8 protein-coding genes are annotated in these 14,303 nt (G+C 34.3%); 3 read left to right on the top strand and 5 right to left on the bottom strand.

Annotated elements, in window-relative coordinates; all coding sequences use genetic code 11:
* The first annotated feature begins 1,086 nt into the window (after nucleotides 1-1,086).
* Nucleotides 1,087-1,527: a hypothetical protein gene (locus RGRSB_RS07990; RefSeq protein WP_119260591.1), complete on the top strand. Its 441-nt coding sequence runs from the start codon at nucleotides 1,087-1,089 to the stop codon at nucleotides 1,525-1,527.
* 1,682 nt (nucleotides 1,528-3,209) lie between these two features.
* On the opposite strand, the gene RGRSB_RS10210 is transcribed toward RGRSB_RS07990, so the two are convergent.
* From RGRSB_RS10210 to RGRSB_RS07980, 3 genes are all read right to left on the bottom strand, one after another.
* Nucleotides 3,210-3,362 carry a hypothetical protein gene (locus tag RGRSB_RS10210; protein ID WP_172582077.1) on the bottom strand — a complete coding sequence of 51 codons (153 nt, stop codon included), beginning with the start codon at nucleotides 3,360-3,362 and terminating at the stop codon, nucleotides 3,210-3,212.
* An 868-nt stretch (nucleotides 3,363-4,230) separates the two neighbouring features.
* Nucleotides 4,231-5,592, bottom strand: coding sequence for a bifunctional UDP-N-acetylglucosamine diphosphorylase/glucosamine-1-phosphate N-acetyltransferase GlmU (gene glmU, locus RGRSB_RS07985; RefSeq protein ID WP_119260590.1), 1,362 nt, complete (start codon nucleotides 5,590-5,592; stop codon nucleotides 4,231-4,233).
* Between the two features lie 322 nt (nucleotides 5,593-5,914).
* Nucleotides 5,915-6,304, bottom strand: a complete 390-nt coding sequence (locus tag RGRSB_RS07980) for a hypothetical protein (protein ID WP_119260589.1) — start codon at nucleotides 6,302-6,304, stop codon at nucleotides 5,915-5,917.
* 149 nt (nucleotides 6,305-6,453) lie between these two features.
* On the opposite strand from RGRSB_RS07980, the gene queA reads away from it, so the two are divergent.
* A complete protein-coding gene (gene queA, locus RGRSB_RS07975; RefSeq protein ID WP_119261015.1) occupies nucleotides 6,454-7,539 on the top strand; it encodes a tRNA preQ1(34) S-adenosylmethionine ribosyltransferase-isomerase QueA in 1,086 nt (361 codons plus the stop codon).
* 367 nt (nucleotides 7,540-7,906) lie between these two features.
* Here queA and RGRSB_RS07970 read toward each other — a convergent pair whose 3' ends face one another.
* On the bottom strand, nucleotides 7,907-9,277 hold the full coding sequence (locus RGRSB_RS07970; protein WP_119260588.1) for an AAA-like domain-containing protein: 1,371 nt from the start codon (nucleotides 9,275-9,277) through the stop codon (nucleotides 7,907-7,909).
* Nucleotides 9,278-9,522: 245 nt separating this feature from the next.
* Here RGRSB_RS07970 and RGRSB_RS10205 point away from each other — a divergent pair, with 245 nt between their 5' ends.
* A complete protein-coding gene (locus RGRSB_RS10205) occupies nucleotides 9,523-9,678 on the top strand; it encodes a hypothetical protein (RefSeq protein WP_172582076.1) in 156 nt (51 codons plus the stop codon).
* 1,711 nt (nucleotides 9,679-11,389) lie between these two features.
* Here RGRSB_RS10205 and typA read toward each other — a convergent pair.
* Nucleotides 11,390-13,183 (bottom strand): translational GTPase TypA, encoded by a 1,794-nt coding sequence (gene typA, locus RGRSB_RS07965; RefSeq protein ID WP_119260587.1) that lies wholly within the window; start codon nucleotides 13,181-13,183, stop codon nucleotides 11,390-11,392.
* Between the last annotated feature and the right edge of the window lie 1,120 nt (nucleotides 13,184-14,303).

The following is a 14,303-nucleotide window of genomic DNA, read 5'->3' as shown; positions in this document are numbered from 1 at the left end:
AATCAAAACTTACAGTTGCTCAATTTTTCAAAGAAAGAGGTGGTGAAAATAGACGCCTGGAAACCACTACAACTCACTAAAAAGACGGTCACGAACATCAAGTCCTAGGTCGATATTATCGACCTAGGACTTGATGTTATTCTATTGCTACTATTCACAATTAAATTGCTCACTTCTTGCACCCAATGTTCTTGGGAATAGTGTTTATCCTCATCGACACTAAGCAATCTTACGGTTTCATAAAATAGCCGCTGAGCCTTAGTAAATCTCTAAAAATAGTCAGATAACAGCCATTCTCCAAACAATTAAGGTGACAATAGCCCCAAGTATTAACTCCTTTTCGAATAGCCATCATTATGGTAGACAGCCAAGACCGTCCCACAGCTGAACTTTTACGGTTGTAGACACATTGCCGTTTTTTTATTATAAAAAATAAACTTACTTCTTTTATTGATATTTTGATAGATAATTAGTATATTTTGAGTTATTATATCCGCCATGAGAGAAATTTCCTACTGTTTCGTGCTCTATGAGAATTTTACATCAGGTGACATGGGAGTATTAAATACAATCAGGCAATCAATTTTTCCAAGGTGAGCAAAGGCATATTATATTCCCCCTGAGACTAGAAAACCTTGGACGACGTATAGATTGCTTAAGATATAAGACTTCAATAAACACTCCTAACTTCTAACTGTTAAGCTTGGGAAGTATAGGTAAATCCTTCTTTATCTTAAACGGATTTTCCAAAACCAATTCAATCAGGGGCTATCATTAAAAAACCTTTTTTCGCTAAGATAGGTGTTATTTCTCGGTAAGTAAGTATAGCTATAGAAAAGTAGTCCATGGATTAAAGAATAACAGAGGGTTTTTTAGTCTCATTAGATTGGGAGAATCTCCCGATAAAATTACTTAAGAAAACCAATGATCAGAAAATGCTCTGTCATGAACTTTTGGTTTTGTTGTCATTATCTATGGAGAAACTTATTAAAATCGTGGCATAGAACAGAGGAAATTCATTAAGTTTACCATCTAAGATTTAATTAAAACCTGTTGGTCTATCTGTATGTGAGAGGAGATTACACTATGAACGCGTCGGAAAAAGCACAAGGACTAGAAGTGGCTACTAAGATTGCAGTCATTGTCCATCTATTTAAGTCGCATTTTCCTGATGCCAAAGCAGATCTTAAACCTTGGTATGATGACCAGGATACCCTTGAATTAGTTGATCCCGATTCCATTGACATCGGGTTTCATTTGCCTGGATGGAGTCCTCGTTTCCAAAGTTGTAGTTTGTTGGTACAAATTCGTTTCCATCAAGATCCCGGGGATGACTCCAAAAAATTAGTTGGAGTCGACACAGCAGCGTTTAATTATCAAGGCCAGGCTTGGCGACTTTCAACAGTGTGTGATTGGCAATTTGAGGGAAGTTATCAACCAGCCGCAGATGTAGGGGAAAGACTTAAATGTTTCTGTCGTCAAGTCTTTGAATTATTTAATCAAAATGGCGGGGTTCTGCCTTCATGATTGTTTGAAAGAAAACTAATTCCTACACTCCACAAAAACTATAGACTTTCTCCTCTTAAGCAATTCCCCGACACCAGTGTGTTACAGCTTGGATAGATTAAAGTAAATGAATCAAAAAGATGTCTAGTTTCACTAGAAAGTGAGGCCATACTCCATAGGTATTCCTACTAAAATCACAGAAACTGAGAAATAAGATCAATTAACTCAATAACTAGCAGGGCGTTTTCGAGTCAGTTGTAGTTTTGTCAATCACTTCTTAGACATTAGAAAACAGCAAAAAAAATATGATTATTCTCTTATTGCTGAGAAGAACCCCTTAAATTGGAGCATAAAAACTTATTATTGTTGAATAATTGCTAGAATGAGATAACGAGGCTACTTTACAAGGATTAAGGACTCGCCTATACGAAACAATACTTAATTATATGTCATTTAGTCTAGGAACTTAACTTAACTCAAAAAACCATTTCATGCCTTGTAATCCTACATAGATATGGTTAAGGTTTTGGTATGAGAATATTCAACGATACTTGAACAACTTAAACTTTAAAGATCTAATTTTTACTGAAGAAATAAGAGCAACTAAAAGAAAGCGAGCTTATGAAAAATGGACTAATATACTGAGGAAAAAATATTATTTTAATTGAAGCGATCACTATATCGGATTCTTTATCCTCCTTTGCTTTTGAACGATGGAAAAATTAAAAGAATCTTTTCTCATTCATGAAACAGAAGTGCTAATACCACAAATCTAATCAGTAATTTGTATGGTTCGTGGATAATTTTTTATCTCATAAAGCCATAAAAGTTTAGAGAACTAATGAAATCTATAGGGGCAATATTTGTGTTGTTATCTTCATATTTTTCTGGTTTTAATCCCATTGAAAACTATTTATCGAAAATTAAAAATATTTTCTAACTCAGGATCTACGAATTCTAGAAGACTTAATCAAGCTATAAATAAAGCAATTGATTCAGCAATCGATGAAAATATAATTGGCTGGTTTACTCACTGCTATTATCATGAGCTACCCAATTGAAAAAAACTATATGTTCTAAGCAAAAAATAAAATAGTATAATAGGATACTGAAAATTTATTAGTGATTGGTTACTTCCATGTTTAAAAAAAGAGTGAACAACTAAATAGTAATATAGGAACCAAATAAAAGTTCTCATGAGACTTTATCAATAAGGATCTTAAAAAAGAAAAAGTTTGTAAAATTCCTATATAAAAATGTATATAAAGCTAAAAAATACTGCAAATACAAGAGAATAGATGCGATTATTTTTAATAAAAATTACTCAGTGAATACAAGTTATTTAGTCAAAGCTAAATTTAAACAATAGTAAGAAAAATGACTGTATTTACGTTTCATGCTAACTGATAGTTGAAAGCTAACTATTCATTCTAACTTCTGGATATTTTTATTACTTTTAAAATTATTCAAGTTAATTTTTAACGAATATTTTTTGTTAAATAAACTTTCTATTTCTATGTTTTTGTCTCTAATTTCGACAAGAGTATCTTAATTTTTTCAAGTAATCTTATTCTTTCTGCTCCTAAACTTTTTCGACGTGATTTTCGAGCCTGTTCATATTCGTTCGTCGGTTGGTCTTAATTCTAAATTGGTGGACTAATTTTTGAAGTGGTTTGTCAGTTAGTAGAGGTTTTTTTCTCCTTTTACTTTCCCGATTCATTATATCTTATGACAATTCTCCCACTGTCATCATAATTTATTCCTACAGCAAAAACACTATTTTTGAGATTCCATCCCTGAAATACTCTTAAAAGTAAACACCATGTTCTTAATTCTACATAATTTTGGCTTTGCATATTAGTTTAAGTTAACTAATATGCAAAGCTAAATAAAGTTTTCTAGTAATTGCTTTTACCTAGATTGTTTCTTTTTTGTTAGAAGTAGGTTTTCACAACCAAAATCGATATTTTTATAAAAAAATTAATTAAAGTAGTACACAATAAATTCAACTTTAACGGCTTAAGTCTAGAGATGAAAAATTTTTTTAAATAAAAATTAAAAGCTACTTACTCGATATTATTAAGTTAATGAACTAGCAAGATAACAAAATAAAAAAAAGATTAAAGACTTTTTGTTAAAAAAAAATGATTGTTGAAGGCTATGAACTTATTTATGTTAGTAGCGCCACAAAAGTACAGTATAAAAGACAGAGAAAGTAGGATTTATACATTTTTGCCTGCTTATTCCCTAAAATTGAACATAATTGAGTAAAAATAGCAAAGAATGAAAGAGAATGTATTGGCCAGTAGGATGTTGGAAGATAAATATAAACTGACGACAGCAGTGACAGAGTCCATTAAATCATGCTCGGCATCGAATAGTTTAGAAGTAAAAAGATTTATTATTAAGACTTAGAAATTTGGAAAAGTCGATCAACTAAAAATAAAATAAAAAAGACTAAATCTTGTTTAACCAGGTAGAAACAACTGTCAAACTTACACTAAAAAATATCCATATTATACTGATTTTTAGCTTTGTTTTAGATTCTAACGCTAGGATACTTTTCGATTTTTTTAAGTTAAATTAACAATCTATCTACTCTCTTGTAATTTACTGACATAGTGTTATTTATTAACGTCCAACTACTTATAATTAAAAAGTAGGGCTTCTAGCCTAAGTAATTTTACGTCAGTTATTATCTATCTCGTTGAGTAGAATAAACTACTAATTTTTCTTCTTAATACTCATTTTCCAATCCTTAATAATTCGCTGCCGTTCTCGAGCAATTACTAACGCTTGATCGGGGACATTATCGGTGACAACAGACCCCGCAGCTACAGTGACATTGTCCCCTAACGTCACTGGGGCCACGAACACACTATTAGCTCCAGTTTTTGTTCCATTACCAATAATGGTTGAATGTTTTTGCACTCCATCATAGTTAGCGGTAATGGTCCCAGCCCCCACGTTAACCCCTTCTCCTAAGGTTGCATCCCCCAAATAGGAAAGATGAGCCACATTGGTTTTTTGTCCGATGATTGACTTTTTAATTTCTACAAAATTACCAATACGAGAGGACTCTCCCACCCGAGCTTGACCCCGCAAATGTGTATAGGGTCCAACACGACATCCATCAGCTACTTGACTATCAATGATGACCGAATAGAGTACTATTACGTTTTCACCAACTTTACTATTTTCAATTAGAGTTCCTGGTCCGATGATACTCCCTTTCCCAATAACAGTATTTCCCCTTAAGTGACTTTGGGGTTCGATCACAACATCAGGTTGTAATTCGACGGTGTCGTCAATAGTGATACTATCAGGAGCAGTCATGGTTACCCCTTGAGCCATCCAATAATCTTTAATACGATTTTGAAGGATATCATTGGCCATAGCCAATTGTTTACGATCATTAATCCCACTAATCTCAAAATAATCTTCCACATCTACTGCCATTACAGGAGATAGATATTTAACCACATCTGTTAAATAATATTCTTCTTGATCATTATTAGGAGAGAGTTTCGGCAGCACTTCGGCTAATTTTGGCCAATTGAAACAATAAATACCTCCATTAATGCGATGGTTTTGTTTTTGGGCAGCGTTACAGTCACGATCTTCTACAATTTGTCTGACTAAATTGTCACCATCACAAAATACCCGTCCATATCCTTTTGGATTAGGTAGATGGGCTGTGAGTAATGTAGCAGCATTACGATGAAGTTGATGACTCTTAAGTAAATTTTCTAATGTTTCAGGCCTTAATAAAGGCACATCTCCATTTAAAACTAATAAATCTCCGGCAAAGTCTTTCAAATAGGGCAACAATTGTTGGATGGCATGGCCTGTGCCTAATTGTTCCCTTTGCTCAACAAATTCTAAGAAACCAACTTGATGCAATGACTGTTGAACTGGCTGAGCTTCATAACCTACAATGACGAGTTTTCGAGATGGATTGAGCAGGTAACAACTTTCAAGTACCCGTTCTACCAATGAACGCCCCCCCACTTGATGAAGTACCTTAGGAAGGTCTGACTTCATCCGTGTTCCACGTCCTGCTGCGAGAATTGCTACGGCTACCATTACTTTTCTAGTTAATCAATATCCCTGGGTGGAGTATACCGTGTCATGGCCTCTTTTGTGCCGAATTAATAGGAATAGTTTTAACATCTTCACACGCCGTAAAACAGGAGTTACTCCTGAGCCTCACAATTTATATTTCTGCTTCAACAAAACTGCCTCTACTTGATATTGTCTGCGCTACCAGTTAGTTAGGTTAACTGGATTTTACCCTAAAAGCTGTTTTAACTTAAGAATCATCTTGGATTGATCTCTTAACCTACATGATACTCCGATGCAAGGCTATCGTTCTACGAAAGGATTTCTATCCAAATTTTTTGACAAATTAAGCTAAAGTTTCTGGGCAATAACCTAAGCCTTTGGTGAACTGTTGCCGAAATGCCTCTATGTCATTAATATCGGGAGAGCCGTGAGAAACAATAGCCACTTGATAACGACGCATGACATCAATGGGAGATTGTCCCGTTTCTAAACTCCAGAAAACCATTTGAAGACGGATTTCAAGTTCGTAGGGGATACCGATTTCATTCATAAATGCCCTAAAATTCTCGTGTTGGTAAGGAGTTAAAGGCTGTTTAAACTTGACCCTAACGATCCAACCATTAATTTGATGAACAACTGTCATCGAACAAGATGGCCAGTCGTTCGTCGATTGTAAGTATTCGATGGCCCGTAGGGTTAAGCTTGCGTTACCAAGAAAGTAAATATAGTCCATTGTTTCTCTCTAAGTTATCTGCTTAATTAATTATCCTGCGTTTTCTAGGGTGACAATAATCTAACTAATTATCATAGGGGACTCCCCCCCATTTTAGACGTTTTACAATGGGGGAAACTACCCAATTTCTTCAGATTTTTGTTTTCCCTATGACTGATGACTGTTTATTATCGAGTTACGATTATCAATTGCCACCTGAGTTGATTGCCCAAAAACCTGTTACCCCTAGAGATAGTTCTCGACTATTGGTAGTTAATTGCTTGACGACTCAAGTTCATAGTGTGTTCCGAGAGTTACCTCAGTGGTTATTGCCAGGAGACTTATTAGTGCTTAATGATACTCGTGTTATTCGGGCTAGACTTTATGGACATAAACAGACAGGCGCACCTGTTGAGATCTTGCTATTAGAAGAAAAAGCCCCGTTGTGTTGGTTGGCTTTGGTTAAACCAGGAAAACGGTTTAAAGTTGGTTCAGAAATTTGGTTTCCTGACTCTCCAGAAGGAAAGATAAAAAGCCCCGTTTATTTAAAAGCTAAGGTACTTAAAGTTGATTCAGCAACAGGGGGAAGATTGTTACAGTTTGAGAAATCTTCACCGGACTTATTTTGGCAAGCGATAAAACACCTGGGGAAGATTCCTCTACCTCCTTATATCACTGGTTTTGAAGATAACTGTGCTCTGTATCAAACCGTTTATGCTCAAAAACCTGGAGCGGTGGCGGCTCCCACAGCAGGACTACACTTTACCCCAGAGTTGCTACAAAGGTTGACCGATAAGGGAATCGCTCAAGCTTATGTCACTCTCCATGTGGGGATAGGAACATTTCGTCCTGTGGAGGCGGAAGATATTACCCAACATGATATGCATTCGGAATGGGTGGAGGTCCCCCAAACTACTGTGGAGATGATTGCTCAGACAAAAAAGAATGGGGGACGAGTAATTGCAGTAGGAACAACAGTGGTTCGATCTTTGGAAGGGGCAGTGCAAATAGCTAAAACTCAAGGTAAACGAGGATTAGTACCATTTCAAGGTAAGACTAATCTATTTATTTATCCTGGGTATTCCTGGCAAGTGGTTGATGGAATGATTACGAATTTTCACTTGCCACGATCAAGTTTATTAATGTTAGTGAGTGCTTTAATAGGACGAGAAAGATTGATGAATTTATATCAAGAAGCGATTGAACAACGTTATCGATTTTATTCTTTTGGAGATGGGATGCTAATTATAATCTAGTAATTTTAACTTGATGGTTAATATCACCAATTAGCAATTGAGATCACACATATATTGTTTAAGTAAAATTGCAAATTAAAACATCTTATTTTGAGTTAATTTATACATCTATACAATTTAATTCATTTAGGATTTTTTGAAACATCTATTTTGTTGTTTTTAGAGATAAATTTTTACTAAATTATTTAAGTTTTTGTGGTTAAAATCACAAAAAAACTATAAATATGTTATGTCTTCTAAAGATTATGAGTATAAGTGAGAACACAAATAGTCTTAAAAAGGCTTAAAATTCAGAAAGAGTTAGTATTTGCGCCTAGCATTAGAAAAAGCAGAAAAATCAACTTATACCATTCAGTAAAATTAGAGTTTAAAGATTATCCAGAAAATAGCTATGATATAGCTTGCAACTGGGCTGGGCTTCATCTCCTACTAAATTAATTAGTCCCATACTCTCTAATTTATAAGCTACAGATGGTTCTAACTGTACTCCTATTTTAGTTTTCACCACTTGTTTCATGGCCTCAGCTAACTTAGAAGAAGATTGTAAATTATTCCAATGACGGCGTAAATGCGACCCGTAAATTCCTCCTTGGGTCGAAGCTTCTTCTAAGAGCTTATTTTGAGGAATATTCTTATAAGTAAGGGCATCAAAAGCAAGACGAATTAAATAGGGATGTCCCCCTACCATCTCAATTAAATATTTGGCAAACTCTTGTTGTTTTTTATCTTCTGACCAACTAAATCCATAATATTTAGCCAAAGTTAGTACTTGTTCTAGCTTAAACCCAGGTAATTTAACTTGTCTTCCTACATTAAAAGGAGATTGATTAGCGTCAAGTTTGATATAAACCTCTGTAGAATTAGCAATCACTAAACGAAGATTTTGCCAAATTTCTAAATTGTTGGCTTCTTCATGCCAATAGCGAAGCATAGGTAAAAAATCTTTAGCAATATCGGGATATTCAAAGATGCGATCAAGATTGTCTAAACCTAACGCTATAGGGCGGTCAATCTGTTCTAATAAATAACTTTGAAAATAAGTTTTGCAACTTACTAAACTACCAAATAATTCTTCATCCCAATAATCATCTAGTTTAGGTTTAATGCCTAACTCTCGACTAATGTTCGCACAAAACCAGCGAAGAAATTTATCTAAGGTGGTAAACATTGCCCCTTCTGCACCACGGAGATTAAGATACACTTTGTGACAGTCAGAAGCTTCAGCATAGACAAGAATAGTATTAAGAAGGGACGTTTTCCCCATTTTTTCAGGGGCTTTAATCCTAATTAACGCACCAGGTTTAAGAATTTCTTGGCAACTATCTACTTCAACCGGAGGACGTTGAATATAAATGGGAGAGTCAACTTTGATGCGCGTTTGGAGATCAATCATCGGAAGACTCGAAAACGTTGGTATTGCTGATGCTTGTTTCCAATCAGGATATTTAATATCTTTGAGCCATTCTCGTAAAATTTGGAATTTCCCAGGACCTTTACTACGAGGATCCAATTCAGGACAGCCATTAGGCTGATCATTGGCAAAACAACTGTAGAGTTCGGTCATTTGTTTCTTATATGTCTCATGACTAGCTGCTTCAGCTAGTTCCCAAACCTCTGTATCTGGTTTACGCCAATTTTCATAAGCAAACCGAACTAAAAAAATTTCTCGAAGTCTTCCTTTTAGATTTTGATCGATGGCCACTTCTTTGAGGAATTGATCCCAGCCTTTTGGTTTCATGGCGATTGCCTTAAGAATATTCAATCTAGTATTTATACTGGCAACAATGTCCGTTAGTATCAAGTGTAGTTTTTAATACATACTTATTCCCAATTCTACTATTTTCGCTTTAGTTCCATGTTACTCAGCCGTAAAATTCAATTGTGGGACTGACATTTAATGTAAGGAGTTTTATCCTAAAAGTGGAGGGTTAAAAATCCTTAAAACTAACTAAATTGGTGTGAACGGCCAGGAGAAAATTAACGATGAAACCTATCAAATGTCAATTAGCTTTGGGAACCGCTATCGTCTTACTCACCATTGTTGGCATGGAAACCATAGCAATCGCTATCCCTCATATTATGCCTGGAAATATAATTACTAACAATGATTGTGGAGGAGACAAGGATGATGAATGTTAAAGAACATCGCAACTCCTGAAGTGTCTACTCAAGAATTTTTATCGGAAAGCTAGGCAAATTCCTGGCTTTTTCCCTAATTTGTCTAAGTAATATCAATACCTCGATGAGGTATTTTTTCCCAGTTTTGCTTATGGGAATTACGCATTGATAGATAAACTTAAATATGACTTATCTTAACACATTAAACTGTCGCTAAAAATAAAGAACAGAAAACTAATAAAATAGAGAAGGTTGTCAAAATAGAAGATGGCTATTAAAACTCTTACGAAGAAATCTACGTCTGAGTATCATTTCAAACCTCTACATTTAATATTTTATCCTTAAATCCCAATATCTAATGTTATTCATTTGAGACGTTTGACGATTTATCTAGTGATCAGAAATTAAATTTCATGATTAGGAATAGTTAAAAATCGATAAGTCTCAATCAAAAAAAGGGAATACCTTTCGTTTTAAAGCCTATAGATAGGTGTAAGTTAATGAGAGTCAAGTAATTAATTAATAATTGATATAAAATACAAAGATGATTATCTCTTTAAATCAATTGTAATTCCATAGTCTTTAGACTGAGAGGTAGTTATCTTTTTCTAAAATTTTTATTAACATAGCTAGTTAGTATTAAGCAATTTTTAGTTAGTCAAATATATAGTGATAACTTTATTTATTCTGGTAAACAAATATTTGACTTAATTTGTAAATTCGTAGATTATACACTTTATTTTGTGTCTAACCTACTTAACCATTTTTACAAAATGAGTCTCTATCAATCAGTAATATTTTTTTATTTGACCACAAGGAAGTTTCTCCATAATGCTTGAGTTTGACAATGATTAAGGTAACGTTTCAATTTCTATATTTTATATAACTGCAAGAAGAACAATTATAGATTCTAGTTAACAAAGACTTCTAAACTTTTAGACTTTAATCTAGAAAATCATGAAAAGTACTTTGAGTACCTACTACGATAGTTATCGTACTGTATTTATCCCAAAAATATTTAGCAATTGTCTCAAAGAAGTTTATGTCACATCTGTTATCGATTTAGATGAACGACGATTTTTTGTCGTACTATTAATGTTTTAACTTTAATTCATTAACACTTTTTTTGTCTATTAAAGTAATAGAAAATTTATTATCTGATAGTTTTGATTTAAAGAATTTAAACTCTCCTGAGCGAGAATTTTTTTGAAACTTAAGATATCCTTTTTTCCTTTTTTTTACAAAAATTATCAAAATAAGGGATTGTTCTTAAATTTCTTTCAACTAAAGTCTGGCAAACATGAGAGTTACGAGCATTAACAATTTTAAACTTTTTTTTAAGTCTCATATGATATATGAATCATTTTGTTCTGTTAACTTCAGGATTATCTACCCAATAATGAATAACTCTATTGTGGACGAACTGAGCTGTACTTATTTTTTTATTAAAACATAACTTACTATTTGATGTAGTTCTGTCCTGTACCTGAAGACGAAGTACAAACACCTTAACACTGCACTACTGCACACCATATCACAGCATTATTAGAATTAAAATAATAACAAATAAACACAAAGCCGCCCTTTAACGAAGTAGATGACTGGACTAAAAATCTACAATTGCCTTTAAAAAAGCGGTCTCATTTTGCGCATAATACTACACTAAAATTTTTGTAAAAAAAAGGTGGATATTGCCCACCCTAGATTATTTCGAGTATTTCAAGTTTGGAATTTAGCGTTTGGCTAATTTTTTAGTTGTTACCTTCCGTAGACGAATAGATTCAGGTGTTACCTCTACTAATTCATCAGCCCCAATATATTCTAATGCCCGTTCTAAACTCATTTCTTCGGGGGCCTGTAATTGGACTAATTCATCTCCAGTCGCAGAACGATGGTTTGTCAATTGCTTGGTTTTACAGACGTTTAATTCCACATCTTGAGGACGGTTACTTTCTCCAATAATCATTCCCTTATATACTTTGGTTCCAGGGGTTATAAAAAAGATACCGCGATCTTCGGCATTTTTCAAAGCATAGAATGTTGCAACTCCTTCTTCAAAGGAAGTAATCACTCCGTTGTAACGAGTTCCTAAATCTCCAGAAATAGGACGATATTCCAAGAAACTGTGGTTCATAATTCCCTCACCCCGTGAGATACGGATGAAATCTCCACGGAATCCAATTAAACCTCGGGCTGGAACCACGAACTCTAATTGAGTTCGTCCGTTGATTCCAGTTTGCATATCTTTCATTTCCCCTTTACGTTGTCCTAAGCGTTCAATACAAGAACCAACTGCTTGTTCAGGAATATCCAAGACTAAATATTCAAAGGGTTCACAGGGTTGGCCATTCACTTCCCGATAGATAACTTGGGGTTGGGAGACTTGGAATTCATAACCTTCCCGACGCATGGTTTCAATCAAAATACCGAGATGTAATTCTCCCCGTCCAGATACCTCAAATTTATCGGGGGACTCGTTTTCTTCAACTCGTAAAGCAACATTAGTTTCCAATTCTCGCATTAAGCGATCACGGATTTGTCGTGAGGTAACATAAGTTCCTTCTTGACCGGCAAAAGGAGAATCGTTGACGGAAAAGGTCATTTGTAGGGTAGGTTCGTCAACTTTAATTAAAGGTAAAGGCTGTGGTTCATTAGGACAGGTCAAGGTTTCCCCAATATTAGCATCTGCAAACCCGGCCACTGCAACCAGATTACCAGCACTTGACTCTTCAAGTTCCACCCGTTGCAGTCCTTCAAACCCAAGTAATTTACTAATTTTTCCTTTAACCATACTGCCGTCTTCTTTCATTAAAGCCGCTTGTTGGCCTGCTTTAATCACCCCATTATGGATGCGACCAATAATGATCCGCCCTAGATACTCAGAATAGTCCAGGGTAGTAACTTGTAATTGTAGGGTTTTAGTTGGATCGCCAGCCGGTGGGGGGATATGGTTCAAAATTGCTTGAAATAGCGGTTTCATGTCTACCCCTTCATCTTCTAAGCTATTTTTCGCAAAACCGGATAAACCTGAGGCGAACAGGGTCGTGAAATCGCATTGATCATCATCTGCTCCAAGTTCCACGAACAGATCGAAAACTTTATCTACGGCAATATTGGGGTCAGCTTGGGGACGGTCGATCTTATTAACGACCACAATGGGACGTAACCCCTTTTCTAAGGCTTTTTTAAGAACAAAACGAGTTTGAGGCATTGGACCCTCATTGGCGTCCACAATTAAAATACAGCCATCTACCATCCCCAAAACCCGTTCTACTTCCCCCCCAAAGTCTGCGTGACCAGGGGTATCTACAATGTTAATTAGGGTATCTTCATAGCGAACTGCAGTGTTTTTAGACAAAATGGTGATTCCTCGCTCCCTTTCTAGGGTATTGGAGTCCATTACACAGTCTGGGATCTCTTCCCCTTCGCGGAAGATACCTGACTGTTTTAGAAGGGCATCAACCAAGGTAGTTTTACCGTGATCGACGTGGGCGATAATGGCAACGTTGCGTATGGGAAGAGACATAGATAATGAAATGGTAAAAAAGTTTAGAAATGTTACTATAGATTTCTTAACGACTCTAGCTTACATAATTATAGTAGCAGTCGGCTAAATTTTAGGAGTAGGATGAAGAAGAGACATAATAGTAGGGTTTTATCATTGAGAATAATGGCTACCCTAGGGAAAAGATTTGTTTCGTCTGCTGTTTTTTTAAAAAAACTATAACGGTCTTGATTGTTGGTAACCATTATTTAAAATAAATAGTCAACTTTATTGAATTTTAAATTAGTTGTTAAAAACAATAACTTTGTTTTTATATCTTGTTGAACTCATATTAACTTAATACTGTATAAAAACTAGAAAAATATAGTTATAGTTAGATAGTTATTAGCAATTTTTAGTATAAAAATCTTCTTTAAGCACTGATTTAAAAACTAAAATATTAAATTATCATGGACTTAAAAACATGTAGAAATACAGAGTTCCACAAAACCTGTCATAATTAAAATTTAAATACAATTTAAATATCAAGTTTTATTGTTAAAAATATAATTATTGGAAGAATTAATCATATAGTTTACTCTAATAACTTAATTTTAATTAAAAACAAATATTTCATATATTAAGAGGTTTACACATATAAATTAAAATTTTGATACATAAATATTCGACGAGACTTGGATGACTCAAACTATAAGGCTTAGTTTTCATTGATAAAACTGGAGTTTGCCTAGCCATAACTATCTACGTCGCTAAAGCAACTCAAGGAAAAAGAGTTCATAAAAAACATCTCAACAATCAAGAGAAAAGTATTACTTTAATCAAAGTGTTTCTTATATAAATTTTTTTTAATTTATTTAATTTTATAGATTATAGATAAATAAAAAATTACTGATAAAATAAAAAAATGATGCTACAAATATAGCCATAAGTTTTTATTATCATAAATAACTTGTGATCTTATCAAGAAATAAAGGCTGTAAAAAATAGAATAAATGAAAAAATAAATCGTATTTTTATCTTTTTATTTTCCTTATTTAAACTAAATTTAAAACTGTTGTTACAAAAATCAAAAAATATTGGTTAACTAACAAATACCACAATTGTATAGGTCTTCATAAAGCTATCAATGAAGCGATTAATT

Origin of the sequence: cyanobacterium endosymbiont of Rhopalodia gibberula, assembly GCF_003574135.1 — a bacterium.
In the GTDB taxonomy this organism is placed as follows: Bacteria; Cyanobacteriota; Cyanobacteriia; order Cyanobacteriales; family Microcystaceae; genus Rippkaea.
Note: the sequence above shows the minus strand (reverse complement) of the source record. Positions and strands in the feature narration are given on the sequence as shown.

Coding starts and splice junctions, on each gene's coding strand:
- RGRSB_RS07990 (WP_119260591.1), top strand. CDS start 1,087: ATGAACGCGTCGGAAAAAGCACAAGGACTAGAAGTGGCTACTAAGATT.
- RGRSB_RS10210 (WP_172582077.1), bottom strand. CDS start 3,362: ATGCAAAGCCAAAATTATGTAGAATTAAGAACATGGTGTTTACTTTTA.
- glmU (WP_119260590.1), bottom strand. CDS start 5,592: ATGGTAGCCGTAGCAATTCTCGCAGCAGGACGTGGAACACGGATGAAG.
- RGRSB_RS07980 (WP_119260589.1), bottom strand. CDS start 6,304: ATGGACTATATTTACTTTCTTGGTAACGCAAGCTTAACCCTACGGGCC.
- queA (WP_119261015.1), top strand. CDS start 6,454: ATGACTGATGACTGTTTATTATCGAGTTACGATTATCAATTGCCACCT.
- RGRSB_RS07970 (WP_119260588.1), bottom strand. CDS start 9,277: ATGAAACCAAAAGGCTGGGATCAATTCCTCAAAGAAGTGGCCATCGAT.
- RGRSB_RS10205 (WP_172582076.1), top strand. CDS start 9,523: ATGAAACCTATCAAATGTCAATTAGCTTTGGGAACCGCTATCGTCTTA.
- typA (WP_119260587.1), bottom strand. CDS start 13,183: ATGTCTCTTCCCATACGCAACGTTGCCATTATCGCCCACGTCGATCAC.